Annotated in this window: 23 protein-coding genes and 2 pseudogenes; 15 read left to right on the top strand and 10 right to left on the bottom strand. The window is 73.0% G+C overall.

Features of this window, described 5'->3' with window-relative positions; genetic code table 11:
* Positions 1-429 precede the first annotated feature (429 nt).
* Positions 430-1,464 (bottom strand): class II fructose-bisphosphatase, encoded by a 1,035-nt coding sequence (gene glpX / locus AC02VZ_RS12710; RefSeq protein ID WP_432057196.1) that lies wholly within the window; start codon positions 1,462-1,464, stop codon positions 430-432.
* 144 nt (positions 1,465-1,608) lie between these two features.
* Here glpX and AC02VZ_RS12705 point away from each other — a divergent pair, with 144 nt between their 5' ends.
* On the top strand, positions 1,609-2,115 hold the full coding sequence (locus AC02VZ_RS12705; RefSeq protein WP_476475409.1) for a DUF4245 domain-containing protein: 507 nt from the start codon (positions 1,609-1,611) through the stop codon (positions 2,113-2,115).
* Between the two features lie 517 nt (positions 2,116-2,632).
* Here AC02VZ_RS12705 and AC02VZ_RS12700 read toward each other — a convergent pair.
* The 3 genes from AC02VZ_RS12700 to xseA all read right to left on the bottom strand — a co-directional run bounded on the left by AC02VZ_RS12700 (position 2,633) and on the right by xseA (position 4,981).
* A complete protein-coding gene (locus tag AC02VZ_RS12700; RefSeq protein WP_476475405.1) occupies positions 2,633-3,220 on the bottom strand; it encodes a malonic semialdehyde reductase in 588 nt (195 codons plus the stop codon).
* 158 nt (positions 3,221-3,378) lie between these two features.
* Positions 3,379-3,636, bottom strand: coding sequence for an exodeoxyribonuclease VII small subunit (locus AC02VZ_RS12695; RefSeq protein ID WP_476475404.1), 258 nt, complete (start codon positions 3,634-3,636; stop codon positions 3,379-3,381).
* A 136-nt stretch (positions 3,637-3,772) separates the two neighbouring features.
* Positions 3,773-4,981 carry an exodeoxyribonuclease VII large subunit gene (gene xseA, locus AC02VZ_RS12690; protein ID WP_476475403.1) on the bottom strand — a complete coding sequence of 403 codons (1,209 nt, stop codon included), beginning with the start codon at positions 4,979-4,981 and terminating at the stop codon, positions 3,773-3,775.
* Between the two features lie 68 nt (positions 4,982-5,049).
* Between xseA and AC02VZ_RS12685 the strand changes: the two genes are divergently transcribed.
* Both AC02VZ_RS12685 and ppgK read left to right on the top strand, forming a co-directional pair.
* A complete protein-coding gene (locus tag AC02VZ_RS12685) occupies positions 5,050-6,069 on the top strand; it encodes a 4-hydroxy-3-methylbut-2-enyl diphosphate reductase (RefSeq protein WP_476475402.1) in 1,020 nt (339 codons plus the stop codon).
* Positions 6,070-6,144: 75 nt separating this feature from the next.
* A complete protein-coding gene (gene ppgK, locus AC02VZ_RS12680; protein ID WP_432057192.1) occupies positions 6,145-6,891 on the top strand; it encodes a polyphosphate--glucose phosphotransferase in 747 nt (248 codons plus the stop codon).
* Between the two features lie 420 nt (positions 6,892-7,311).
* Here ppgK and AC02VZ_RS12675 read toward each other — a convergent pair whose 3' ends face one another.
* A complete protein-coding gene (locus tag AC02VZ_RS12675) occupies positions 7,312-7,779 on the bottom strand; it encodes a DUF6542 domain-containing protein (RefSeq protein WP_432057191.1) in 468 nt (155 codons plus the stop codon).
* Between the two features lie 544 nt (positions 7,780-8,323).
* Here AC02VZ_RS12675 and ychF point away from each other — a divergent pair.
* From ychF to AC02VZ_RS12660, 3 genes are all read left to right on the top strand, one after another.
* Positions 8,324-9,412 carry a redox-regulated ATPase YchF gene (ychF, locus tag AC02VZ_RS12670; protein ID WP_476475401.1) on the top strand — a complete coding sequence of 363 codons (1,089 nt, stop codon included), beginning with the start codon at positions 8,324-8,326 and terminating at the stop codon, positions 9,410-9,412.
* A gap of 188 nt (positions 9,413-9,600) precedes the next feature.
* Complete coding sequence (locus tag AC02VZ_RS12665; protein WP_111005329.1) at positions 9,601-9,885, top strand: type II toxin-antitoxin system Phd/YefM family antitoxin; 285 nt, start codon at positions 9,601-9,603, stop codon at positions 9,883-9,885.
* A complete protein-coding gene (locus AC02VZ_RS12660; RefSeq protein WP_009321768.1) occupies positions 9,882-10,136 on the top strand; it encodes a Txe/YoeB family addiction module toxin in 255 nt (84 codons plus the stop codon). The genes AC02VZ_RS12665 and AC02VZ_RS12660 overlap by 4 nt, the downstream gene beginning before the upstream one ends.
* 42 nt (positions 10,137-10,178) lie before the next feature.
* Here the strand turns inward: AC02VZ_RS12660 and AC02VZ_RS12655 are convergent.
* Positions 10,179-10,377: pseudogene (locus AC02VZ_RS12655) on the bottom strand (DUF6000 family protein); the annotation flags it as partial.
* Here AC02VZ_RS12655 and AC02VZ_RS12650 point away from each other — a divergent pair.
* Positions 10,333-10,491 (top strand): annotated as a pseudogene (locus AC02VZ_RS12650) (DNA-binding protein); the annotation flags it as partial. The pseudogenes AC02VZ_RS12655 and AC02VZ_RS12650 overlap by 45 nt on opposite strands.
* 326 nt (positions 10,492-10,817) lie before the next feature.
* On the opposite strand, the gene AC02VZ_RS12645 reads toward AC02VZ_RS12650, so the two are convergent.
* Positions 10,818-12,587 (bottom strand): serine hydrolase domain-containing protein, encoded by a 1,770-nt coding sequence (locus tag AC02VZ_RS12645; RefSeq protein ID WP_476475400.1) that lies wholly within the window; start codon positions 12,585-12,587, stop codon positions 10,818-10,820.
* A gap of 470 nt (positions 12,588-13,057) precedes the next feature.
* On the opposite strand from AC02VZ_RS12645, the gene AC02VZ_RS12640 reads away from it, so the two are divergent.
* A complete protein-coding gene (locus AC02VZ_RS12640; protein ID WP_476475399.1) occupies positions 13,058-14,305 on the top strand; it encodes a sensor histidine kinase in 1,248 nt (415 codons plus the stop codon).
* On the top strand, positions 14,290-14,934 hold the full coding sequence (locus tag AC02VZ_RS12635) for a LuxR C-terminal-related transcriptional regulator (RefSeq protein ID WP_432057172.1): 645 nt from the start codon (positions 14,290-14,292) through the stop codon (positions 14,932-14,934). The genes AC02VZ_RS12640 and AC02VZ_RS12635 overlap by 16 nt, the downstream gene beginning before the upstream one ends.
* Positions 14,935-15,027: 93 nt before the next feature.
* Here AC02VZ_RS12635 and AC02VZ_RS12630 read toward each other — a convergent pair whose 3' ends face one another.
* The 3 genes from AC02VZ_RS12630 to AC02VZ_RS12620 form a co-directional block, all read right to left on the bottom strand.
* Positions 15,028-15,519 carry a DinB family protein gene (locus AC02VZ_RS12630; RefSeq protein ID WP_476475398.1) on the bottom strand — a complete coding sequence of 164 codons (492 nt, stop codon included), beginning with the start codon at positions 15,517-15,519 and terminating at the stop codon, positions 15,028-15,030.
* 130 nt (positions 15,520-15,649) lie between these two features.
* Positions 15,650-16,279, bottom strand: coding sequence for a class I SAM-dependent methyltransferase (locus AC02VZ_RS12625; protein ID WP_432057170.1), 630 nt, complete (start codon positions 16,277-16,279; stop codon positions 15,650-15,652).
* 330 nt (positions 16,280-16,609) lie between these two features.
* Complete coding sequence (locus AC02VZ_RS12620; protein WP_476475397.1) at positions 16,610-17,662, bottom strand: helix-turn-helix domain-containing protein; 1,053 nt, start codon at positions 17,660-17,662, stop codon at positions 16,610-16,612.
* 755 nt (positions 17,663-18,417) lie between these two features.
* On the opposite strand from AC02VZ_RS12620, the gene AC02VZ_RS12615 reads away from it, so the two are divergent.
* From AC02VZ_RS12615 to AC02VZ_RS12590, 6 genes are all read left to right on the top strand, one after another.
* Positions 18,418-20,001, top strand: coding sequence for a S8 family peptidase (locus AC02VZ_RS12615; RefSeq protein ID WP_476475396.1), 1,584 nt, complete (start codon positions 18,418-18,420; stop codon positions 19,999-20,001).
* 1,188 nt (positions 20,002-21,189) lie between these two features.
* Positions 21,190-22,224, top strand: coding sequence for a DUF4190 domain-containing protein (locus AC02VZ_RS12610; RefSeq protein WP_476475395.1), 1,035 nt, complete (start codon positions 21,190-21,192; stop codon positions 22,222-22,224).
* A gap of 78 nt (positions 22,225-22,302) precedes the next feature.
* Complete coding sequence (locus AC02VZ_RS12605) at positions 22,303-23,055, top strand: GntR family transcriptional regulator (RefSeq protein ID WP_432057166.1); 753 nt, start codon at positions 22,303-22,305, stop codon at positions 23,053-23,055.
* 616 nt (positions 23,056-23,671) lie between these two features.
* Positions 23,672-23,860 (top strand): SPOR domain-containing protein, encoded by a 189-nt coding sequence (locus AC02VZ_RS12600; protein ID WP_432057165.1) that lies wholly within the window; start codon positions 23,672-23,674, stop codon positions 23,858-23,860.
* A 242-nt stretch (positions 23,861-24,102) separates the two neighbouring features.
* On the top strand, positions 24,103-24,519 hold the full coding sequence (locus tag AC02VZ_RS12595; protein ID WP_432057164.1) for a (deoxy)nucleoside triphosphate pyrophosphohydrolase: 417 nt from the start codon (positions 24,103-24,105) through the stop codon (positions 24,517-24,519).
* Positions 24,520-24,825: 306 nt separating this feature from the next.
* Positions 24,826-25,290: an ATP-binding protein gene (locus AC02VZ_RS12590; RefSeq protein WP_476475394.1), complete on the top strand. Its 465-nt coding sequence runs from the start codon at positions 24,826-24,828 to the stop codon at positions 25,288-25,290.
* Positions 25,291-25,831 lie beyond the last annotated feature (541 nt).

The following is a 25,831-nucleotide window of genomic DNA, read 5'->3' as shown; positions in this document are numbered from 1 at the left end:
CGGACCGGCACGGGGCGAACTTGCTCAGCTGATGGCGGTGCCGTCTCTCACGCTGCTTCCCGCCCGGCGGCGACACGGACCGCCCTTCCAGGGGCGCGGGGAACTGCGCACTCAGCCCCGACGGACCGGCACGGGGCGAACTTGCTCAGCTGATGGCGGTGCCGTCTCTCACGCTGCTTCCCGCCCGGCGGCGACACGGACCGCCCTTCCAGGGGCGCGGGGAACTGCGCACCCAGCCCCCACGCACCCGCGCGGGGCGATCCTGCTCAGCCCATGGCGCGGCGCTGTCTCCCCCGCTGCTTCCTGCCCGGCGGTGGCGGGGGACCGCCCTTCCAGGGGGCGCGAGGAACAGCGCCCCGCACCGCACCGCGACGCCCCCGCACAAGAACCCCGCGCCCCCGCCCCGCCCCTCCCGTCCGACCGACGGAGTCACTTCGCCCGGTCGAAGTCCACCGCGCTGTATGCCCGCAGCTTGCTCAGCCGGTGCTCCGAGTCGATCCGGCGCACGGTGCCCGACTTGGAGCGCATCACGATGGAGTCCGTCGTCGCGGTCTCGGAGCGGTACCGCACACCCCGCAGCAGCTCACCGTCGGTGATGCCGGTCGCGACGAAGAAGACGTTCTCCCCGGAGACCAGGTCGTCGGTGGTCAGCACCCGGTCCAGGTCGTGCCCGGCGTCGATGGCGCGCTGCCGCTCCTCGTCGTCCTTGGGCCACAGCTTGCCCTGCAGGGTGCCGCCCAGGCACTTCACGGCGCAGGCCGAGATGATGCCCTCCGGGGTGCCGCCCACGCCCAGCAGCAGGTCGATGCCCGTGCCCTCGCGCAGGGCGAGGATGGAGCCCGCCACGTCGCCGTCGGAGATCAGCTTGATGCGCGCGCCGGTGTCGCGGATCTCCTTGATGATGCCCTCGTGCCGCGGCCGGTCCAGGATGACCACCGTGACGTCCTCGGGGGTGACCCGCTTCGCCTTGGCCACCCGCCGGATGTTCACGTTCACCGGCGCGTTGATGTCGACGAAGTCGGCCGCCTCCGGTCCGGTGACCAGCTTGTCCATGTAGAACACGGCCGACGGGTCGAACATCGAGCCGCGCTCGGCGGCGGCCAGCACCGCGATGGCGTTCGTCATGCCCTTGGCGGTGAGCGTGGTGCCGTCGATCGGGTCGACGGCGATGTCGCACTCGGGGCCCGTCCCGTCGCCCACGCGCTCCCCGTTGAACAGCATGGGGGCTTCGTCCTTCTCGCCCTCGCCGATGACGACGACGCCGTTCATCGACACGGTGGAGACGAGGGTCCGCATGGCACGCACGGCTGCGCCGTCGGCCCCGTTCTTGTCCCCGCGCCCGACCCAGCGGCCGGCGGCCATCGCCGCGGCCTCGGTGACCCGTACGAGCTCCAGGGCGAGGTTGCGGTCGGGTGCCTCGGAGGGCACATCGAGCTCGGACGGCAAATGATGATGTTCGGTCATCGGAGCGCACCTTTCTGTACGACGACGGCCGGATGAGGGTTCCGGGGCACTCTATCGCCGGGTGAACAGAATGAGCAGGGGCCCCCACGGATGAGCGCGACCGGGGCCTGCGACGATGGGGGCGTGTCAGCAGGAAAGAACAGCATGCAGAAGTCGGCCCGGGACATGATCCTGTCCCTGGGTCTCATCGGGCTGGTGGCCGGGTTCGTCTGGCTGTTCATCCCGCACGACGACGGCGAGCCCGACCTCCCGCGCGTGGACTACCGGGTCGACCTGCTCACCGCCCGCCGCGCCGCCGCCTACCCGGTGGCAGCGCCCGTGGGTCTGCCCGACACCTGGAAGGCCACGTCGGTCCGGTTCCGGGGCGACGAGGGCGATGCCTGGCACCTGGGCTACCGCGCCCCGGACGGCGAGTACGTGGCGGTCGAGCAGTCGACCCAGAAGCGCACGCTGTTCATCGAGGAGAAGACGCAGAAGGCGGAGCGGACCGACGTCACGCAGGAGATCAACGGCGAGACCTGGGCGCGCTACGAGGGCAGTCACTACGACGCCCTGGTCCTGGAGCACCCCGACGGTTCGACCACCGTCGTGACCGGGACGGCCTCCTTCGGGCAGCTGAGCAAGATGGCGAAGGCACTGCGCACGGAGTGAGCCCGGGAGCCCCCGGTGTGCCGAGGGCGGTGCCGGCGCGCGGGCGCACCGGTGGACCGGGCGGACTGGTGAACGGGCAGGACCCGCAGATGGACCCGACCTGCGGACGAGCCGGACCCGTGGATGAGCCGGACCCGTGGGTGTGCCGGACCCGTGGATGTGCCGGACCCGCGGATCCGGCGGTGTCCGGCGACGCCCGGCAGTGCAGCGGACGACGACAGGGCCCCGACGCGATCAGCGATCAGCGTCGGGGCCCTGTCGTCATGCACGCGCTTCGGCGCGCGGAAGGGGCTGTCGGGTCGTCGGACCATCGGGCCGGTGTCCCGTCGTCGGGCTGCGGGGTCGTCGTCCCGGGAGGCCCTGAAGCCGTGAGGCCGCAGGCCGTCATCCGGTCATCCCGTCACTCCGCATCCCGTCGTCCGGCCCTCCGGTGGTCCGGCCCTCCGGCCCGACGGCCGTCCGGTGCTCCGGCCCGACGGCCCTCCGGTCGTCCGGCGCCGCCGGTCGTCCCGTCGGTTCAGACCGTCGTCACGACCTGCTCGTAGGACAGGCGCGGGCTGCGCGGGAACCAGGCGTCCGGGCCGGGGCGGCCGATGTTGACGACCATCAGCGGGGTGTGGTCGTCGTCCAGGAACTCCTTGCGGATGCCCTCGAAGTCGGCGCCGGTCATCGGGCCGGCCGCCAGGCCGGCGGCGCGCACGCCGAGGATGAAGTAGCCGGCCTGCAGGGCGGCGTTCAGGGCGGCGGAGCCCTCGCGCACCGGGCGCTCGGAGAAAAGGTCCTTGGCCTGCGGGAAGTGCGGGAAGAGCTGGGGCAGCTCCTCGTGGAACTCGTTGTCCGCCGAGAGGATCGCCACCAGCGGGGCCGCGAGGGTCTTGGCGCGGTTGCCGTCCGACATGTGGCCGGCCAGACGCTCGCGGGCCTCCGCGGAGCGGACCAGGGTGACGCGCAGCGGCGACTGGTTCATGGAGGTCGGGCCGTACTTGACCAGGTCGTATATCGCCTGGACCTGCTCGTCGGTCACCGGCTCGTCGGTGAAGGTGTTCGCCGTGCGGGCCTCGCGGAAGAGCAGGTCCTGAGCGGCCGGGTCGAGAACGAGAGACATGCGTGAACCTTCGTGGGGAGTACGTGCAGGGGTACGCCGACACCGTGTGCACTACACGGACATGCCGACGCACACGACAGTACGCCCAGGAAGTTCAAAGTTCAACCAATGCCCGGGGTTCAGTGATCCACTTCACCGCGTCACGCGCTGCGCCCGGGCTAACCGGATCCCTCCGACTCCGCCCCCGTTCTCGCCTCCTCCTCGGCCAGCGCCGCGTCCAGCCGGGCGCGCGCGCCCTCCAGCCAGCGCCGGCACACCCGGGCCAGCTCCTCGCCCCGCTCCCACAGCGCGAGGGATTCCTCCAGCGTCGTGCCGCCCGTCTCCAGGCGCCGTACCACCTCGACCAGCTCGTCCCGGGCCTGCTCGTACCCGAGGGCGGCCTCACCCGCCGCCGTCTGCTCCGTCTTGCCGCTCATCCGCCCACCGTCGCTGTCCGCTCTGCCGTGCCGCTCATCCGCCCACCGCCGCCGTCCGCTCCGTCCCGCCGTTCCTCCGCCACCCTACGTATCGACCCCTGCATACCGACCCCTACGTCCGTATCGCCTATCGCCCCTACGTCTCGACCCGAACCGTGAACTCGCCCTCGGACACCCGTGCCCGCAGCTCCTCGCCCGGTGCGACCTCGTCCGGGGCGCGCACCGCGTGCCCGTCCGCGCGCTGGAGCACCGCGTACCCCCGCCGCAGGGTCGCCGCGGGGGAGAGGGCGACCACCCGGGCGTGCGTGTGCGTCACCTCCGACTCCGCCCGGTCCAGCTGGTGCCGCAGCGACCGCCGGGCGCGGTCCAGCAGGGCCGCCACCTCGTCCTCCCGGGCGTCCACCATCCGGTGCGGGTCCTGTATCGACGGCCGGGCCAGCGCGTGCGCCAGCCCCCGCTCCTCCCGGTCCAGCAGCGCGTGCACACACCGCCGCGCCCGGTCCCGGAGCTGCCGTACCCGCTCGGACTCCTCGCCGACGTCCGGCACGACCTTCTTCGCCGCGTCCGTCGGCGTGGACGCCCGCAGGTCCGCGACGTGGTCCAGGAGCGGGTTGTCCGGTTCGTGCCCGATGGCCGACACCACCGGCGTGCGGCAGGCCGCCACCGCCCGCACCAGCTGCTCGTCGGAGAACGGCAGCAGGTCCTCCACACTGCCCCCGCCCCGCGCCACGATGATCACGTCGACGGCGTCGTCCGCGTCGAGCTCCTTCACCGCCTGCACCACCTGCGGCACCGCGTGCACGCCCTGCACCGGTACGTTGCGCACCTCGAACCGCACGGCCGGCCAGCGGTGCCGCGCGTTCTCCAGCACGTCACGCTCCGCGGCCGACGCCCGCCCGCACACCAGCCCGATCAGCTGCGGCAGGAACGGCAGCCGCTTCTTCCGCTCCGGCGCGAACAGCCCCTCCCGTGCCAGGGACTTCTTCAGCTGCTCCAGCCGCGCCAGCAGCTCCCCGACCCCCACCGACCGGATCTCGGCGGCGCGCAGCGACAGCTGCCCGCGCGGGGCGTACCACTCCGGCTTGCAGTGGACCACCACCCGGGCGCCCTCGCTCACCACGTCCGCCACGGCGTCGAACACCTGGCGGTAGCACGTCACCCCCACCGAGATGTCGTACGACGGATCCCGCAGCGTCAGGAAGACCACGCCCGCGCCCGGCCGCCGGGACAGCTGGGTGATCTGCCCCTCCACCCACACCGCGCCCAGCCGGTCGATCCACCCGCCGATGAGCCGCGACACCTCCCCGACCGGGATGGGAGCTTCCGCAGACGTGTTGACAGCCATGCCGCGAGGGTAGTGCGCGCCACCGACAACGCACCGTGACCTCGGGGCCCCGGAGCCGGGCCCTTACGATGGGACACATGACCGCTTCGCCTGGCCGCCGTGTCCTGCTCGCCGCCCCCCGTGGCTACTGCGCGGGTGTGGACCGCGCCGTGATCGCCGTCGAGAAGGCCCTGGAGCAGTACGGGGCCCCCGTCTACGTCCGGCACGAGATCGTGCACAACAAGTACGTCGTGCAGACCCTGGAGAAGAAGGGCGCCATCTTCGTCGAACAGACGGAGGAGGTCCCGCCGGGCAACATCGTGATGTTCTCCGCGCACGGTGTGGCGCCCGTCGTCCACGAGGAGGCCGAACGCGGCCGCCTCGCCACCATCGACGCCACCTGCCCGCTGGTCACCAAGGTCCACAAGGAAGCGGTCCGGTTCGCCCAGGAGGACTACGACATCCTCCTGATCGGTCACGAGGGCCACGAGGAGGTCATCGGTACCTCCGGCGAGGCCCCCGACCACATCCAGCTGGTCGACGGCCCCGAGGACGTCGCCAAGGTCGAGGTCCGCGACCCCTCCAAGGTGGTCTGGCTCTCCCAGACCACGCTCTCCGTCGACGAGACCATGGAGACCGTCGACGCCCTCAAGGACAAGTTCCCCCAGCTGATCTCCCCGCCCAGCGACGACATCTGCTACGCCACCCAGAACCGTCAGCTGGCCGTCAAGCAGATGGGCGCGGACGCCGACCTGGTGATCGTCGTCGGTTCCCGCAACTCCTCCAACTCCAAGCGTCTGGTCGAGGTCGCCCTGCAGGCGGGCGCCCGCGACGCACACCTCGTGGACTTCGCCGACGAGATCGACGAGAGCTGGCTGGAGGGTGTCACCACCGTCGGTCTCACCTCGGGTGCCTCGGTGCCGGAGGTACTGGTCGAGCAGGTCCTGGAGTGGCTGGCGCAGCGCGGTTTCGAGGACGTGGAGATCGTCCGGGCGGCCGAGGAGTCCATCGTCTTCTCCCTGCCCAAGGAGCTCCGCCGCGACCTGCGTGAGGAGGCCGCCGCGCTCGTGGCGGAACGGCGGGCCGCCGCCACCGACGTGGCCGAATGACCACGGAGCCGCGTCATCCGGCCCGGCGCGGCCGGATGACGCGGCACCACCGGCCGCGGTGAGTACCGTGGATCCATGGAGATCTTCGGCGTGGACATCGGCGGATCCGGGATCAAGGGCGCCCCGGTCGACCTCGACAAGGGGGACCTCGCGCAGGAGCGCCACAAGGTCCTGACCCCGCACCCGGCCACCCCGGACGCGGTGGCCGACGGCGTCAGAGAAGTCGTCGAGCACTTCGGCTGGACCGGCCCGGTCGGCATCACCTTCCCCGGCGTGGTGGAGGGCGGCACCACGGTGCGCTCCGCCGCCAACGTCGACAAGAGCTGGATCGACACCGACGCCCGCATCCTGTTCGGCAACCGCCTCGGCGGCCTGCCCGTGACACTGGTCAACGACGCGGACGCGGCCGGGCTCGCCGAGATGCACTTCGGCGCCGGCCGCCACCGCCGGGGCACCGTCATCCTGCTGACCCTCGGCACCGGCATCGGCAGCGCCGTGTTCGTCGACGGTGTCCTGGTCCCCAACACCGAGCTCGGCCACCTGGAACTGAACGGCCACGACGCCGAGAAGCGGGCCTCCAGCAAGGCCAAGGAGGACCACGACCTGTCGTGGGAGAAGTGGGCCCACCGGGTGCAGAAGTACCTGGCCCACGTGGAGATGCTGTTCTCCCCGGAACTGTTCGTCATCGGCGGCGGCGTGAGCCGCAAGGCCGACAAGTTCCTCCACCACATCAAGGGCATCAGGGCCGAGGTCGTCCCGGCGAGCCTGCAGAACAACGCGGGCATCGTGGGCGCGGCCCTGCGGGCGGCCACGGGTTCGTAGGGCCGGGGGCCCGCTCGGACGGTGGGGGGCCGGGGCTGCCCTGGTCTCCCGCCCTCCCTGGGCCCTCCGGCCTCTGGAGTCGGAGCCCCGGGACCGGGAGACTCGTTCGGGAGGCATTCCTTCGCACGTGGGCGGCGCGCCCGCGGGCCGCCCACGTGGCGGGGAGACGGGCGGCCGACGGCGGACCGGCTCGTGTCAATGTCCGGGTCCGGGCCCGGGCCCGTGTCCGGGTCCGGGTCCGCGAGCCTTCAGCCGGCCCGTTCGTTCACCCGGGCCCGTCCGTTCACCCGGGTCCGCCCACTTCACCCGCTCCGCCCGCTCCGCTGGTTCCGCCCGTTCGGCTGGTTCCGCCCGCGCCGCCGGCTCTGCCCGCTCCGCTGGTTGCGCGCCCGTCCCGCTGGTTCCGCCCGGCTCAGTGCGTCAGCCCTGTGACCGGTTGCGCGCGTTCCTCCGCCGGATCATCCGAACCCTGCGGACCAGCGCGATGGTTCCCGCGATCAGGGTGCCCCCGTACAGCCAGCCGGCCTGCGTGGCGAGACCCGTCACCATGCCCATGACGGCCCCGCCGGTGCCGTCGGTGTCCACGAGCGGCACCAGGCCCACCGCGAACGCGATCGGCACCACCACCGGCGCCGTCAGCAGGTCCCCCCGGCGCACCCACAGCGCCGTCAGCGCGCTCACCGGCAGGAACAGCACCCCGTAGGCGGTCTGCGAGGCGAACAGCGCCGCGTCGATCAGGCCGAGCACCAGCATCACCAGGCCGCAGAACAGGCCCCCGCCCAGCCCGGTCAGCCGGGGATCGGGCAGCCGCCGGACCAGCGTGGCACCGGGCCGGCGCCCCACCACCGGACGCCGCTGGGGCGCCGCCGGCCGGTCCACCGGACGCACGCGCACCTGTGCACCGGCACCCGTCCTGCCCGGCCCCTGCACACGGGGGCGAGCCTGCGCACCGGGCTTGCCCGGCGCACCGGGCCTGGCCCGACCACCGGGCTTCGCCTGCGTCCCCGGCTTTCCCTGCCCACCCGGCGTCCCCTGGGTACCCGTCCCCGACTTCCCTTGCGGGCCGGGCCCACCCTGACTCCTCGGCCGGCCCGGGGCCTCCTTGCGCCGCTCAGGGGCGCGGTCGGGTCGTGGCGAGCGCACCACACCGCCGCCCGCCGCCCGTCCCGCCTGTGGGGGGACCGGGGGCCTGGGCGGCTCGTCACGTCGCGGTGCGGGCTGCGGGGGGCGCGTCCTGGGTTGCTCCACCGGACCAACTGTGGTCGGTTTATGTGCCGAATAGCCCGCCTGACACGCCGGAGGCCGGAACTGTCCAGGCGTTCGACGTAGCGCCGGGCCGCGCGCGGGCACGCCGTAGACTGGTGGATCGGCCCACGCAAGCCCAGTCGCCGGGTCCTCGTCACCCTCACCTCACGTAACGGGAAGTCGCAACGTGTCGCTCACGATCGGAATCGTCGGTCTGCCGAATGTCGGCAAGTCGACCCTGTTCAACGCCCTGACCAAGAACGACGTGCTGGCGGCCAACTACCCGTTCGCCACGATCGAGCCCAACGTCGGCGTGGTCGGTGTCCCCGACGCCCGCCTGGCCGAGCTGGCGAAGATCTTCGGCTCCCAGAAGATCCTCCCGGCCACCGTCGACTTCGTCGACATCGCGGGCATCGTGCGCGGCGCGTCCGAGGGTGAGGGCCTGGGCAACAAGTTCCTCGCGAACATCCGCGAGTCCGACGCGATCTGCCAGGTCATCCGCGCCTTCAAGGACGAGAACGTCGTCCACGTCGACGGCAAGGTCTCGCCCAAGGACGACATCGAGACGATCAACACCGAGCTGCTCCTCGCCGACCTCCAGACCATCGAGAAGGTCCTGCCCCGCCTCCAGAAGGAGTCGCGGATCAAGAAGGACATCGCGCCCAAGGTCAAGGCCGTCGAGGAGGCCAAGGACCTCCTGGAGAAGGGCGACACCCTCTTCGCCCACGGCATCGTCCAGGGCAGCGAGCGCGCCGAGCTCCTCCACGACCTGCACCTGCTCACCACCAAGCCCTTCCTCTACGTCTTCAACGTCGACGAGGACGAGCTGACCGACGAGGACTTCAAGAACGAGCAGCGCGCCCTGGTCGCCCCCGCCGAGGCGATCTTCCTCAACGCCAAGCTGGAGGCCGACCTGGCCGAGCTGGACGAGGAGGACGCCATGGAACTCCTGGAGTCCGTCGGCGCCCAGGAGCCCGGCCTCGCCACCCTCGCCCGCGTCGGCTTCAACACCCTCGGCCTGCAGACCTACCTGACCGCCGGCCCCAAGGAGTCCCGCGCCTGGACCATCAAGCGCGGCGCCACCGCCCCCGAGGCCGCCGGTGTCATCCACACCGACTTCCAGAAGGGCTTCATCAAGGCCGAGGTCATCTCCTTCGCCGACCTCGTCGAGGCCGGCTCGGTCGCCGAGGCCCGTGCCAAGGGCAAGGCCCGCATGGAGGGCAAGGACTACGTGATGCAGGACGGGGACGTGGTGGAGTTCCGCTTCAACGTGTGAGCGATTCGTCGCTGTGGGCTTCGCCGAGGCCGCAGGCGGCAAGGGGCCGGTCCCTCTGGGACCGGCCCCTTGCCGTCGTTCGTGCCGGGGTGGTGCTGCGATGTCTGCTCCTTCGCCGGGCATCTGCTCTCTCCATGAGCAGTAGAAGTGGTACGTTATTCGGTACCACTTCGGGAAAGGGTGAGGTCATGTCCATAACTGCGAGCGAAGCCCGCAAGGCTCTCTTTCCGCTGATCAAGAAGGTCAACGACAACCACGAGGCCATCGAGATCGTTTCCAAGCACGGCAATGCCGTGCTCGTCTCGGCCGAGGACTATGCGGCATTGCGTGAGGGCTCGTACCTGCTGCGCTCGCCGGCGAACGCTCGCCGGTTGCTCAAGGCGTACGAGAACGCCCTGGCCAACATCAACGTGTCGGAGCGAGAGCTGATCGACCCCGACTCGCCGGATGCGGCCAGTGAGGGTGCTGAGTGAGGCTCGTCTTCGAAGACCAGGGCTGGGAGGACTACACCTCCTGGCTCAAGAACGACCGCAAGATGCTCGCTCGGATCAACAAGCTCATCGAGGACGTCAAACGCGACCCCTTCACCGGAATCGGCAAGCCCGAGCCGCTCAAGTACCACCTGCCAGGTGCTTGGTCGCGGCGGATCGACGACGAGCATCGCCTGGTCTATCTGGTCACGGACAAGGAGATCGTGATCCTCGCGGCCCGCTATCACTACTGAGTTCTCGGTCGGGGTCGGCATACGGGACAGGCCGCTCCCCGGGAGGGCTGCGGGTTGGGCGTAGCGGAGGTCGGTGCGGGGGGAGGTAATGGTCGAGGTAGGCGGTGAGGATCTCGGCGTCGGCGTGGGTGCCGAAGCGGGCCAAAGCGAAGCAGTAGGCGCTGCCGGAGAAGCAGGCCTCGCTGGCCAGGAGCAGGTGCTGATGAATGCCGGGTGGCACGGACACCAGTACGCGATCGATGCGACCGTCGCCGAGGCCGCGCTGCGACAGCGCCGCCCCGTGGTCATGCTGACTTCCGATATTGACGACATGGCCAAGCTGTGCGGCGAGCGGGTCCGGCTCGTGACGGTGTGATGTCCCTTGATCCGGCTCCTTCACCTCCTCACCTGCGTCCGGCCAACATCTTCCTGGCCAGTGCCCTGGTAGCGATAGGTGTCTAGGCGGGGCTGCTGATCGTGCGCTTCGCGACGTCCGATCCGCTCTTCGGCATCAGGGACGTCGCCATCGTCCCTGCGGCCTTCGTGATCGCCCTGATCGGGCAGCACTGGGCACGGCGCAAGAAGGCCGGGTGATGTGAGCCCCCGGCCCACCCGGCACTGCCCGTCCGGGCGCATCGTGTTGCGGACGGGCAGTGCCCTCCGTCCTGCTGCGGTCGCCGGGCGCCGGCGCGGACCTCTGCCTCACCCCACCAGCCCGTACAAGGCGGACACCCCCAGGAACACCACCGCCGCCAGCGTGCTGCACGTGTAGTGGAGCCGCCCGGTCACCGCCCACCAGCGGCGCCGCCAGGACAGGACCGTGCACACGACCATGGCGGCCGTGGTCGCCAGCGCCGCGCCGGTCAGTGCCGGGACCGCCCTCAGCAGCGGTGAGTCGCCCACGAGGATCGTGCGGTTGAGGGCGTTCGGGTCGGCAGTCAGGAACAGGAAGCAGACCACCGCCGTGATGATCAGCGCACCGGTGGCCCACAGCAGCAGCCGTGCGGCGCGTGCGCCGGGCGGGGCGCCCGGGGAGCGGCGACGGAGCAGGGCGAGTACGGGCAGCGCGAGTACCGGCAGCGTGAGGAAGGCCAGCGAGCCGAGGAGAAGCAGCTGGTGCAGCACCGGGGAGAGATACCAGGGCAGCCGCTCGTAGGAGACGGAGGCGTCGGAGGCGACCGACAGGCGCCCGTCGCGGAACGCGATCCGGTCCTGGCCGCCCTTCTCCTGGAACAGCCCCGGGCTCAGCTGCACCCAGTGCCGCTCGTTCACCGTCGGGTCGCGGGAGAGCCCGGTCGTGGTGAGCGTCGCGCCCTCGCCGGCGGTCACCCGGACCGACCCGATCAGTGCGCTGACCCGGGTCAGTTCCGAGGAACTGGTGCGTGTGGAGCGGTACTCGCCCTCGTACGGGGTGACGTCGGCCCGGGAGGTGGAGCGGCGGGGCCCGGCGGTGCGGCCGAAGTGGTCGGCGAAGCGGTCCACGACCTCCTGGCCCGCGTAGGCGGCGGAGCCGTTCTCGCCGTCGCCGTTGTAGACGACGTACACCGCCGCGTCCCGGTCCGGGAGCAGGGCCAGGTTGCCGTGGAAGCCGGGCAGGTCGCCGTCCTTGACCAGCATGCGCTGTCCGCCGCGTACGCGCTCCTCCAGGATGTGAGCGAGACCGGGCAGCCGGTCGTCGTTGGCGAACTGACGTGTCATCAGGGCCCTGGTCGAGCGTGCCGTCAGCACCGGGCCGCCGCCGTCAAGCAGCGCGCCCAGCAGCCGGCTCATGTCGGCCGCGGTGCTGACCGCACCGGCGCCGGTCGGGGACCAGTCGCCGTACTGCCCGTCCTGGGCGCGCTGACCGCCGCCGGCCGGGCGGTGGCCGCGGGCGAGGTGCGCGGCGATCGTGGGTGAGTGCGGCTGTGCGAAGCTGGTCCGCGTCATGCCGAGCGGACGCAGCACCGAGCGCTCCAGGTACGTGGCGAACGGGGTGTCCGTCACCGTCTCGACCAGGTGACCGGCCAGCGCCACACCGTAGTTGTCGTAGCCGGCGACCTCGCCCGGCGGGCGCACCCGGCGCGGCTGGTGCGCCGCCAGGCTCTCGCCGAGCGGGCGGACGTCCTCGGGCCGGGTGACCGCGCGGCCGATGATGTTGTTGTCGAAGCCCGCCGTGTGGGTGAGCAGATCGCGTACCGTCACGGGGTGCCCTGGATACGTGTCCTCGACCTGAAAGCCCGTCAGGTAGCGGTTGACGTCGGCCGACAGGTCGAGCCGGCCGCGTTCGACCTGCTGCAGGACCGCGACGGCGGTGAACAGCTTGGCGTCCGATGCCAGGAAGAACCCGGTGCGCCGCGGGTCGACGGGGGTCCCGGCCGCCGCGTCGGCGACGCCGTACCCCCGGGTGAGGACCGGCCGGCCGTGCTCCAGGACCACCACCGACGCGCCGGGGATGCGGTACGCGTCGAGCTGTCGGCGCACCAGCGCGTCCACGGCCCCGGCGAGTCCCGACGGCGCGTCGGCGGCCGGGAGCCGGGAGGCGGAGACGGCACCGGTCTCTGTCGGGGGTGTCGCCGTCGCGGGTGCGGGGCCGGTACCAATCTCCGTCCGGGGTGCCGCCGTCGTGGACGGGGGGCCGAGAGCGGAGCCGGCCGACAGGAGCAGCGGCACGCACAGCGGGAGGAGCAGGTGCCGCAGTCGCCGGCGCAGGCGCCGTTCCGTTCGCCGGCCCAGGCGCGTTTCCGGTCGGGGTCTCCGTCTCCGTCGTCGGCGCAGTCGCATCGTCATGCGTCCAGTCAAGGCAGCGCGGCGGACACGGGACAGCCACCTCGGTGGCGTCCGGTGGTGTACCTGAGTACACCGTCGAGGACGCCAGGTACGTCCCCTGCGCACGGCATGGCGGGGAGGAAGACTCAAGGGGTCGGCGCGGCAGGGAGCCGTGCACCGAGGGGATGGGGACGACCGTGATTGACCTGGACCTCCGCGCGGGAACGCGCGCCATCGGCAGGGGAGTGCCCGTACTCGGGCTCGCGCTCGCCGAACTCGTCCTCTTCTGCCTCTTCGTGACGGCGGTCTCGCTCGTCGGCGTCGGCCTGGGGGTCCTGCTCGTCCCGGCCCTCGCCGTCGCCGTACGGGCCGTCGTCAACACCTCCCGCCGGACCGCGGAGAGCTGGTCCGGACAGGCCATCGAGCAGCCGTACCTGCCGGCCCCCGCCGCCGCGCCGGGGCTCAAGGGCCAGTGGCAGCGCACCCATTGGGTGCTGACCGACCCGGCGACCTGGCGTGACCTGGCCTGGATGCTGGTCAACCCGGTGGCCGGGGTGGTCCTCGCCCTGATGCCCCTGTCGCTCGTCGTGTGCGGGATCGGCGGCCTCCTGATGCCCGCGATCTACCGCCCCATCGCCGACGCCGGTTCCAACTACTACCTGTGGGTGCGGATCGACGACCTGGCCTCCGCCTGGTACTGCGCCGCGCTCGGCGTCCTCGTCCTCGGTGCCGGCCTCGTCACCGGGCCACCCCTGCTGCGCGCCCACGCCTCCCTGGCCCGGACCCTGCTCGCCCCGAGCCCCACCGCACAGCGCGTGCGCCGCCTCACCGACAGCCGCAGCGACGCCGTCAGCAGCTCGGCGGCCGAACTGCGCCGCATCGAACGCGACCTGCACGACGGGGCGCAGGCCCGCCTGGTGGCCCTCGGCATGAACCTGGGCGTGGCCGAGCAGCTCCTCAGCAAGGACCCGGAGGCGGTGCGCGCCATCCTGGCCGACACCCGCAAGGCCTCCGCCGACGCGCTCACGGAACTGCGCGACCTCGTCCGGGGCATCCACCCGCCGGTCCTCGCCGACCGCGGCCTCGCCGACGCGGTGCGCGCGCTGGCCCTGGACAGCCCGCTGGACGTCACCGTCAACGCCGACCTGCCCGGCCGCCCCGAGGCGCCCGTGGAGTCCGCGATGTACTTCGCGGTCGCCGAGGCCCTGACCAACGCCGCCAAGCACGCCGAGCCGGACACCGTGAGGATCGACCTCTGGTACGAGAACGGTTCCCTGCGCGGTCAGGTCGTGGACGACGGCCGGGGCGGCGCCGACCCCTCGCGCGGCACCGGGCTGCGCGGCATCGAGCGGCGGCTGGCCGCCTTCGACGGCCTCCTCGCCATCAACAGCAAGCCGGGCGGACCGACCACCCTCACCATGGAGCTGCCGTGCGCGTTGTCCTAGCCGAGGACCTCTTCCTGCTGCGGGACGGACTCGTCCGCCTCCTGGAGTCCTACGACTTCGAGGTGGTCGCCGCGGTGGACAGCGGGCCCGGACTGCTCCGGGCCCTCCTCGACCACGAGCCGGACGTCGCCGTCGTCGACGTCCGGCTCCCGCCGTCGTTCACCGACGAGGGGCTTCGGGCCGCCCTGGAGGCCCGCAGCCACCTCCCCGGCCTCCCGGTCCTCGTCCTCTCCCAGTACGTGGAGCAGCTCTACGCCCGCGAACTCCTCGCCGACGGCAGCGGGGGCATCGGCTACCTCCTCAAGGACCGGGTGTTCGACCCCGACGGCTTCGTGGACGCGGTGCGCCGCGTCGCGGCGGGCGGCACCGCGATGGACCCCGACGTCGTCGCCAAGCTCTTCGCCAAGGACCACCACCGCGACGGCCCGCTCTCCCGCCTCACCCCGCGCGAGCGCGAGGTCCTCGGCCTGATGGCCGAGGGCCGCTCGAACGCGGCGATCGCCCAGGAGCTGGTGATCACCGAGCGGGCCGTCATCAAGCACACGTCCAACATCTTCACCAAGCTGGACCTGCCCCCGTCGGAGGCCGACAACAGACGCGTCCTCGCGGTCCTCGCCTACCTCAAGTGAGGCTCCCGGCACGCGTCCGCGGTACGCGCCGCAGACCCGCGCCCCTGGCCCGGCACGCCCTTCGCACGCGCCGCCGCCCGGCGGCCCCCGTCCTCAGCGCCCGGTCGACCCGTCGATCAGCTCGCGGAGGATGTCCGCGTGACCGGCATGGCGGCCGGTCTCCTCGATCAGGTGGGTGAGGGCCCAGCGGGTGCTGGGCGAGGAGCGTCCGGGGAGGGGCGCGGAGAGGTCGGTGCAGGCGTCGAGTACGGCGTTCGCCCGGTCGACGGTCTCCCGGTAGCGGGCGACGACGTCGGCGACGCCGTCCTCCGCGGGGGCCCGGAAGGTGGCCGGCCAGTCGGTGACCTTCTCCCCGAGGAACGTCGCGCGCTCCACCCAGGTGAGGTGGTGCAGCAGGCCGAGCAGGTTCGTGCCGGAGGGGACGGCGGCGGTCCGCACCGCTGGTTCGGGGGCACCGTCGACCTTGGCCGCCATCGACGTCCGGAGGTAGTCCAGGAAGCCGCGCAGGACGTCGGCCTCGGTGTTCGCGGTCCGGGGCGGCGGGGTGTCCCTGCGTCGGCGGTGAGGGGTGGGAGGCGAGGGCATGGAGGTCTCCTTCGGGGGTGGAGTCCGGCGTTCGGCGCGCGCAGGCCGTCCGACGGGGCGAACCGGGCGTCCGGCGGCGGGGCGGGAACGGATCGGTCGGCGGGGCGGACCGGGTCGGCCGGCCGCCGGGTCAGCCGGTGCGGCGCACCAGCAGGACGTGGTCGGTGACGTCGGCGGTGCTCCCGTCCGGACCGGTGGCCGTGCGGCGGGGCGCGTCGGCGCGGTCGACCGTCCAGGTCGCCGGGTCCAGGGCCAGACCCTCCGCGACCTCCGACGGGCTGGGGTAGTGGGCCTCGGGGTCCTGGTCCCAGGACCAGGGCGCCGTCGATCCGTGGTCGACGACCAGCAGCCGGCCGCCCGGGCGCAGCGCCTGCGCGGCCCGGCGCAGGACGGCGGCGCGGTCGAGGCCGTAGGGGGTGTGCAGGTAGTGGGCGGTCACGAGGTCGAAGCGGCCCGCCGGGAACGACCGGCCCAGGTCGTGGCGCCGGGCGGTGAGTTGTGCGCCCAGCCCGGCCCGCGCCGCGCGCTCGGTGAGCCGCTCGACGGCCACGGCCGACAGGTCGACGGCGGTGACCCGCCAGCCGCGTCCCGCGAGCCACAGGGCGTCGCCGCCGTTGCCGCATCCCAGGTCGAGGGCGTCGCCGGGCGGCAGGTCCGCCGCCGTTTCGACGAGCCGGGCGTTGGGGCGGGGGGAGGCGGTCTGCGGTCGGGCCGCGTGGACGCCGTCCCAGAAGGTGACCGCCGCGTCGGTCGCACTCATCGGGCTCCTCATCGGGTCGGGTGCGCTCTGCCGGTGTGTCCGCCAGTCTCACGCCATGTCCCGGGACCGGCACGGCAACTTGCCGCTTCGGCAAAGGATCCGAGGGCGGGCGTGTGGTGACGGCGGGCGACGCGATCCTCACCGGGCAGCCCGACCTCGGCGACTCCCGCGGACCCGGCCGGGATCGTCCTCGACGGGCGCCCCCGGCCCGGGGCCCACGGTTAGCCAAGCCGTGGGCACCCCCTGGCCGGTGCCCACGGCTTGGCCTTGATGAGGCACCCCCGGCCCGTGGCCTACGGCTCGGCCTCGACGGGCGCCCCCGGCCCTGGCCTACGGCTTCCGCTCGTCCGTGACCGCCGCGGGCAGCGGGGAGGGGCCGCCGTGCGGGGTGCAGACCTCCGCGCCGCCGTCGGCCGGGACCACGCAGGCCCGTACGGCGGCGGGGTAGGGCGCTTCGATCATGGGCGAGTAGGTGTCCCGGTCGTAGGAGATGGAGCGCGCGGCCGAGAGCTTCTCCTTCCCCTCGACCCGGGCGGTGTCCCCGACCTCGCCCTCGGTGATGCGCGCCCACGCGGCTCCGCACCGGGGGCTGTAGCGCAGTTCGAGGTACAGGCCGTCCACCCTTTCCGCGGCGGCCGTCCACACCCCGATGTGGCACTCCATGCGCTGGGCGTCCTTGCCCCGGCACTCGAAGCCGGTGCACCGCACGACGGTGCCCTTCGTCTGGGGTTCGCTCTGGCTCACCGGCGGGGAGATGAGCATCCCGCCGAGCAGACCCGTGACCATGCCCACCCCGGTGGCGGCTCCGAGCAGCAGGATCCAGCGCCGGGGTCTTCGGCCGGCGGCTCGGGGCGCGGGCCGCTGCGGCTCCTGCGTCCCGGTCCGGTCGGCGGCCGGTTCCGGATCCGCCTGCGCCGCCGCCGGTACGGGGACGGGAACGGCGGGCGAGGTCCCGGTTGTTCCGGTCGCGGGCGGGGCGTCGGCCACCACGCGCTCGGCGGGCTCCGCGGGCCCGGCGTCCTCCGGGGCCGGCGCCTCGTCCCGGGTGCGCTCGACGGCCCCGCCCGGTCCGTCCGCCTGCTCGGACCCGGTGGCCTCCGGGCTCCGCACGTCCGGCTGTGCGCGCTCGGCGATCTCCAGCATGAGCAGCAGCCGGTCGGGTTTGACGCCCACGGCCCGGGCGAACTCGTGCACGGCCTGCCGGGGCGGCAGCGCCTTGCCGCTGAGGTAGCGGCCCCAGGAGGACTTGCTGTAACTCGTCCGGTTGGCCAGCGTGGCCAGGGTCATCCCGTGGCGGCGGCGCAGGAGCCGCAACTGTTCGGTGAGCAGTTCGGCCTCCCGGGCGGGCCCCCCGGCCCGCGAGGTCTCGTCCTGTCCCGCCACCCCTCGTCCTCCCTCGTCTACTCCCGCCCGTCACAGGCGTGTTGACGCGTCCCGCGTCCCATCATGTCCCATCGCGTCCCACGGCTCTACCGACGTCCGTGGCCGATCTCCGACCATGTGAGCACCGCGTCGGACCCCCTCGGAGGCCACTGCCGGGGACCTGCCGGCCTGACCACATGACTGCTCCCGGGCGCCACACCGGTCCGCCCGTGCGGCCGACCGCGGTCCGTCCGGCCGAGGGCGTTCAGAGGGCGTTCATGGGGGACGAACCCGGCGGGCGGGCGCGGAAGTTCGTCGCCACGTGCCGCGTCGGCGGCGCACTCACGGTGGCCGGACGGTTGCGGGCCCAGCGGGCCGCGTGACGCACCACGGTCCTGCGGCGGCACCCACGGGGGAGTGCCGCCGCAGCTCCACCACCGACCGCAGGAGGGCCGCCCCTGCGTCTGCGCGCACCGGCCACAGCTCCCTCAGGTGACGTGTCGGGACGTGACGTGATGTGCCGTTTCGGCGGGGGTCGGGGGCCGTTGGGGACCTCCGTCCGCATGTGTCGGGGGCATGGCGGGGCTGTTTCGTTCGTGCAGGGCCCTTGTGCAATTCCTGTGCAACCCTCAATCTTTCGCTGATGCCCGGTTGAAGAAGCCTGCTGTTGACATGTTCCTGTCGGTGGCTGGTTTCCTCCGCCACCCCTGCGGGCCGTGCATCGACCGCACCACCCCCCACAGCACGCGCACCACCGACTGAGGAGGAACCCTCACATGGCAGTGATGCGTCATCCCCGGCGAAGACTGGCCACCCTCGGTGCCGCGGCGTCCGCCGCGCTCGTCGTGAGTCTGGTCTCCGCTCTCCCCGCGGGCGCGGCCCCGGCCGCGGCCGAAGGCCGCATCCAGTACGAGGGCGCGGCGAACGCCGTCGCCGGCAGCTACATCGTGACCCTGAAGGCGGACGAGGCCCGCTCCGGCACCGCGGAGGGCCGGGCCGTCGCCAAGAAGCACGGCGCCGAGATCGAGCGGACGTACACCAAGGCCCTCAACGGGTACGAGGTGGAGGCGTCCGAGGCCGAGGCGAAGCGCCTCGCCGCCGACCCGGCCGTCGCGTCGGTCGTCCAGAACCGCACCTTCCACGTCACCGGCACCCAGACCAACCCGCCCTCCTGGGGCCTGGACCGGATCGACCAGGAGAACCTGCCGCTCGACAACTCGTACACCTACCCGGACTCGGCCGGTGAGGGCGTCACGGCCTACGTCATCGACACCGGTGTGCGCATCACGCACAGCGACTTCGGCGGACGCGCCTCCTACGGCTACGACGCCATCGACAACGACAACACCGCCCAGGACGGCCACGGCCACGGCACCCACGTCGCCGGCACCGTCGCGGGGAGCTCCTACGGCGTCGCCAAGAAGGCCAAGGTCGTCGGCGTGCGGGTGCTGAACAACTCGGGCTCGGGCACCACCGCCCAGGTCGTCGCGGGCATCGACTGGGTCGCGCAGAACGCGGTCAAGCCGGCCGTCGCCAACATGTCGCTCGGCGGCGGCGCGGACAGCGCGCTCGACGCGGCGGTCCGCAACGCCATCGCCTCCGGCATCACCTTCGTCGTCGCGGCCGGCAACGAGTCCACCAACGCCTCGACCAAGTCCCCGGCCCGCGTGGCCGAGGCGATCACCGTCGGCGCGACCACCTCCAGTGACGCGCGGGCCAGCTACTCCAACTACGGTTCGGTGCTGGACGTGTTCGCGCCGGGTTCCTCCATCACCTCGGCCTGGAACAGCAGCGACTCCGCCACCAGCACCATCTCCGGCACCTCCATGGCGAGCCCGCACGTCGCCGGCGCCGCGGCCCTGCACCTCGCCGACAACCCCTCGGCCACCCCGGCCCAGGTCTCCTCGGCCCTGACCGCCGCCGCCACCACCGGCGTCGTCGGCAACCCGGGCAGCGGATCGCCCAACCGCCTGCTGCACGTGGGCGAGGGCGACACCACCCCGCCGCCGCCTCCCGGTGACCGCTTCGAGAACACCACCGGCGTCACCATCGGCGACCGTTCCACCGTCGAGTCCCCGGTGACCGTCTCCGGCATCGCCGGCAACGCGCCGAGCGACCTGTCCGTCGAGGTCGACATCAGCCACACCTACATCGGCGACCTCCGTGTTCAGCTGATCGCGCCGGACGGTACGGCGTACACGCTGAAGTCGTACGGCACGGGCGGCAGCGCGGACGACATCCGGACCACGTACACCGTGGACGCCTCCTCCGAGACGGCCAACGGCACGTGGAAGCTGCGCGTGAGCGACAACGCGTGGTGGGACTCCGGGCGGCTCAACAGCTGGGCCCTGCAGTTCTGATGCAGCGCTGACGGTCCCTCACCCGCGCACCTGAAGGAGCCATGCTCCGGAGCCCGACTCCGGAGCATGGCTCCGCCGCTGTGTCCGGGGCCGCCGGATACCCAGTACGTCCGTGCCCTCCGCGCGGGCACGTCGCGGCCACGGTGGGCACGCCCCTGCCCTTCGCGAGCACGTCCCTGCCCTTCGCGGGCATGTCTCTGCCCTCCGGGGGACGTCTTTGCCCCTCGCGGCACGGCCCCGTCCTCCACGGCCCGGGTGCGGGGGACGCGCCCGTACCGCCTCGTCGGCGCCCTCCCGCCCTGTCCCCGCCCCGCCCGTGCCTCTCGTGCCTCCCGCGCCGGCGCTCGGCCTCGTCCTCGCCCGCGTTCCGGCTTGAGTCCCGGCCTGAGTGCGCGTCCCCTGCCCTTGCTCTTCCTGCCCGTCCCCTTCCCCTTCCCGTCCCCGTCCCCGTCCCCGTCCCCGTCTCCTTGGCCGGTCCCGGATGTCCGTCCTCTTTCGCCCTTACGGGACGAGGTGTTCGTGGTGCCGGAAGGCGCCGCGCGGACCCGAGCACCGGCGCCCCCGGCCGCCCGCCTACGATGCGCGCAGCCGCTCGTCGGCCGGCATCTCCGCAGCGCAGCCGAACCAGGAGCGGTACCCGTGTCCATACCTCCGCCCGCCGGGCCCAGACCGCAGCCGCACGACCCGGCGGACCCGCCCACCGGAGCCGACGGCCCCGGGCACGGCGACAGCCCGGCACCCCCGCCCAGCCCGTTCGCCCCGCCGGGGTCCCCCGAACCGCCCCCCGCCTCCGAGCCGTCCGCCGCCCCCACGCCGGCCGAGGACGCCGCGTCGTCCGAGGGCGCTGCACCGCCCCCTGCCGTCCGGAGCTCCTTCGCCCCGCCCGGAACACCCGAGCCGCCGGCCGATGATGCCCCGGCCCACCCCGCTCCGTACGGCCCGCCCGGCCCCTACGGGACCCCACACCCTTACGGGATCTCAGCCCCCTACGGGACCCCACACCCTTACGGGATCTCAGCCCCCTACGGGACACCGGCCCCCTACGGGACGTCGGCCCTTTACGGGACCCCAGTCCCCTACGGGGCCCCGACCCCCCACTGGTCTCCGGGCCTCCGGCCGCCCGCCCCGGTCAACGGCTTCGCCGTCGCGTCGCTCTCGTTCGGTCTGCTGCTGTTCTGCCTGCCGCTGGTGGGGCTCGTGCTCGGCCTGATCGCGCTGTGGCAGATCCCGCGTCGCGGGCAGGGCGGCCGGGGCATGGCGATCGCCGGGTCCGTACTGTCCGGTGTGGGGGTGGCCGTGTGGACGCTGCTGTTCGCCACCGGAGCCCTCGCCGCGCTGTGGGACGGCTTCCGGGACGGGCTGCGCGACACCACCGTCCACTCCCTCCGCGTCGGCGAGTGCTTCACCGCACCGGACGGGATGGGCGTCTGGCCCTACGCGTCGTACCCGGCGGCCTGCGAGGAGAAGCACCACGGCGAGGTCTTCGCCCGGATCGGCCTTCCCGACGGTCCCTACCCGGGGGACGCGGAACTCGGCCGGAGGGCGGTGGCCGAGTGCTACGCCCACCGCTATGGCTACGTCCTGGACGTCTGGACGGTGCCCGACCACGTGGGCATCTACCACTTCTCACCCTCCCGGGAGAGCTGGCGTCACGGAGACCGCGAGATCGTCTGTGCGTTCGGCGACAACGACCCGCAGGCCCTGCTCACCGGTTCGCTGCGCCGGGACAAGAGCACCCTGAACGCCGATCAGATCGCCTTCCTGGAGGCCGAACGCGTCTCCGAGCAGGCCCTGGACCGGTGGCCCGACGGGGAACCCGAGGACAATCTGACCGGGTACCGGACGTGGGCCGAGGACCTCGCGGCAGCCCTGGACGAGGAGACCGGGATGCTGCGCGAGCACAGCTGGCCCGCCGCTGCCGCGCGGCCGGTGGCCGATCTCGTCGCCGACCTGGAGGAAGCCCGCACGGCGTGGGCCCGGGCCGCCGAGGCCGAGGACGCGGACACCTACGACGAGCACTACATCGAGGCGATGGGCCTCCCGGACCCGGAGAGCACGATCACCGCGCGCGAAGCTCTGGGGCTGAGCACCACGTCACCGTCGTACGCCTCCGCCACCGGGAGCACCCCCGGGCCGGACGGCACCGAGGTGTGGGCGGGCCGGGAGTGGGGAGAAAGTGCCTGGGTACAGCGGTCCGCGGGCGTCATTCATCACATCGGGTGATTCTCTGGCCTTTGCTTGCCTGTGCGAACCGCGGGTTGCCACGCTGTTGCTGTCTGTACAACCTGATGGGAGCGGCCCGTGACTTTCGGTGAGCAGCCGGCGTACCTGCGTGTCGCGGGGGATCTCCGCAAGAAGATCGTCGACGGCCGACTGCCGCCCCACACCCGGCTCCCCTCGCAAGCCAGGATCCGTGAGGAGTACGGCGTCTCCGACACGGTGGCGCTGGAGGCCCGCAAGGTGCTGATGGCCGAGGGGCTGGTCGAGGGCCGCTCCGGCTCGGGGACCTACGTGCGGGAGCGGCCGGTGCCCCGCCGGGTCGCCCGCTCCGGCTTCCGGCCCGAGCGCGGCGCCACGCCGTTCCGCCAGGAGCAGTCCGACACGGCCGTGCACGGCACGTGGGAGTCCAGCAGCGAGCAGACCGAGGTGTGCGGCGCGGTCGCCGAGCGGCTCGGCATCCAGCCCGGCGAGCGGGTGATGCGCACCAAGTACCTCTTCCGCGAGGCCGGGGAGCCGATGATGCTCTCGACCTCGTGGGAGCCGCTCGCCCTGACCGGCCGGACGCCCGTGATGCTGCCCGAGGAGGGCCCGCTCGGCGGGATGGGCGTGGTCGAGCGCATGCGCGCCATCGACGTGATCGTGGACAACGTCACCGAGGAGGTCGGTGCCCGCCCGGGCCTCGCCGAGGAGCTGGTCCTGCTGGGCGGTGTCCCCGGCCACGTCGTGCTCGTCATCCAGCGCACCTACTACGCCTCCGGACGCCCCGTGGAGACGGCCGACGTGGTGATCCCCGCCGACCGCTACCGGGCCGCCTACCACCTCCCGGTGCGGTAGCGACCGGTGCCCGGCGGGCCGGGCGGGCCCGCCCGGCCCCCGGGTCTCACCTCGCCCGCCCCCTGCCCGCCGGCGTGCGTTCCGCCGTGGCGTCCCCCTCCCCCGACCGACGTCCCCTCGGGAAGTCGGTCGGGGGGAGCTGGTCCCGTCGTCCCGTCGTCCCACGTGCCCTGCACAGGTGGCGTCCCCACAGCCCATGGCGCACCAGACACCGTCGGCGCCCTGACACCTGCTCCCCGCCGCCGGTCTGGCGCTGCCCGCGCCCCCGCCGGGCGCGGTCCAGGCGGCCGTGCGAGCCCCCGGACACGCCGTTCACACCCTCCGTGCGCCGCCGCTCCGGCGCGCGGAGCGCCGGGCACGTCCTCGGGCGCCGTAGCAATTCGGTCGTTCTCGCTGGTCGTCCGAGGACCGCGGCCGGAGTCCGGCACGCCTCTGACCGGACCCGTCGACCGGGCGCACGGCGCATTCACCACCCTGCGCCCCCTGCGTTCTGGCTGGTTGGGTACCGCTTTGTAAAAAGACGTGTTCGCAGCGTGAAGGTAAGGCGTAGGCTCGGGCATATGCGGATTGCGGTTCCCTTACCGGGCGGATCGCGGGCGGGACGTGGAGGGGCGCGATGAACGACGGCACGGTGACACTTCCCTGGCTCGTCGTACGCCAGGACGACAACGGCAATCGCTACCGCGTGGGCCGGTACGCGAGCCGGGCCGAGGCGCAGCGGATCGCGGACAGCCTCGACGAGCGCGGCCACAAGCAGCTCTACTGGGTCGAGCGCATCGGCCAGAACGGCCGGACGCCCGACTGACCCACCGACTGACCGACCGGCTGGCTCAGCGGCTGACCAACCGGCTGACCCACCGATCGGCCAACCGGCTGCCCCGGCGACTGACCAACCGGTCGACCCACCTGCCGCTCCACCGGCTGATTCCGGCCGACGGGAGTCCGCCGGGTTGGTCCGGCCGGCCCCGAGGGTCCGTCCGTCCCGCGTCGGCCCCACCTCGTCCAGGGCCGGTGGTGACGCCCCGCCCCTCCCGTAGGCTCGCCGCCATGGACGAGCGGATCGTGGTGGCCGGTGCGGCCCTCTGGCACGAGGGGCGGCTCCTCGCCGCCCGCCGAAGCGCCCCCGCCGAGCTGGCCGGGCGCTGGGAGCTCCCGGGCGGCAAGGTCGAGCCCGGGGAGACCGGTGAGGCGGCCGTCGTACGGGAGTTGCGCGAGGAACTCGGCGTCGACGCCGAGGCCGGGCCGCGCGTCCCGGGGGAGTGGCCGCTGCGCCCGCCCCACGTGCTGCGCGTGTGGACGGCACGGCTGCGCCCGGGGTCCCCCGCCCCCGCGCCCCTCCAGGACCACGACGAGCTGCGCTGGCTCGCACCCGCCGATGTGTGGGACGTCGACTGGCTGGACCCGGACGTGCCGGCCGTCCGGGAGGCCCTCGCCCACGTCGGCCGTGCCTCCACCCGGACCTGAGGCGACCACACCCGGCCCCGCCGGCCCGCCGCCCGCCCCGCCCGGAGCCGTAGCCACCGTGCACCGCCCCCGCCCCACCTGCCGTGGCCACCGGGCACCGCCCCGACCGGTCACCGCGCCCCGCCCCGCCCGCTGCCGCCGCCCGTCCGTCGCCGACGCATGTCCCGGCCCCGGTCGTCCGCCGGCGCCACCGCCGCACGGTCATCCCGCCGCACGGTCATTCCCGCTGTACCGTCACTCCGGCCGTACCGTCATTCCCGCCGTACCGGAACGTCCGTCGACGGTACGCGCCCCATTTATTGGGGTATGGACCCCTTATTCCGTGCGACGTCGGGTGAGAGCGGACGCGATGGCCGGGAAGTGAGTCCCGTGATCGACATCGAGGGCGACTGCGCCGCGTGGACCTTTCCCGCGGAGCCGGGTGCCGTGCGCGCCGCCCGCGCCGCGGTCCGGACCCGGCTGCGGGCCTGGGATCTGGACGGCGTCGGTGACCTCACCGCCCTGCTGGTCAGCGAACTCGTCACCAACGCCCTGCGCCACGCCTCCGGCCCCATCGGCGTCCGGCTGGTGCGCCCGCGCGGAGCGCACGGCGTCCTGCTGGTGGAGGTGTCCGACACCCTCCCGGATCTGCCGCGCGAGTGCGTCCCCCAGCCCGAGGACGAGCACGGCCGGGGTCTGCAACTGGTGGCCTCCACCTCCCGCCGCTGGGGCACCCGGCCCGGCAGCGACGCCACCGGAAAGACCATCTGGTTCGAGCTCGCCGTGCCGTGATGACCCCGCGCGCCGTGCTGACGTCACGCGCCCTGCCGCGGCGGTCCGCGCCGCCGACAGCCCGCCGCCGTGCCGCCAGGAGCCCGCCCGCCGTCATGGCGGGGGTACGGCCCCCCGCGCGGCAACGAACCCGCCGGCCATGATGACGGGCCCCGGTGTTGCGACGACGACCCCCTGGAACCCGATGGAACCCAAGCCGCCGTGTCGTGCCGAAGGTCCTTGTGACGCCCCGTCGCACCGGCCGCACCACCGTGGCCGGCCGACCACGGCACACCGCCGCCGCAGTGGCCGGTAGGTCACGGCGCGAAGGGGTGTGAGGGGGGTACGCGGGGAGTGCGGAGGCGCGTTGGGAGGGGGTACGCGCCCCCGTCCGACGGCGAGCGGCGGGTTCGCGTCGGCGACCGTTGCGGCGGAGGGGGTTCGACCGCGTGTCCGCTGGTTAGAAGACTGGGAGTGTTCTCATGGCACGGACCGAAAAGCAGTGGGACCGAGCTGTGATCGTGAACACCGTGTTGTGCGGCACCGTAGTGCTGGATACTGC

Source organism: Streptomyces sp. 3-6, from assembly GCF_056323165.1.
The sequence above is the reverse complement of the archived record's forward strand: the minus strand, read 5'-3'. Positions and strand labels throughout refer to the sequence as shown.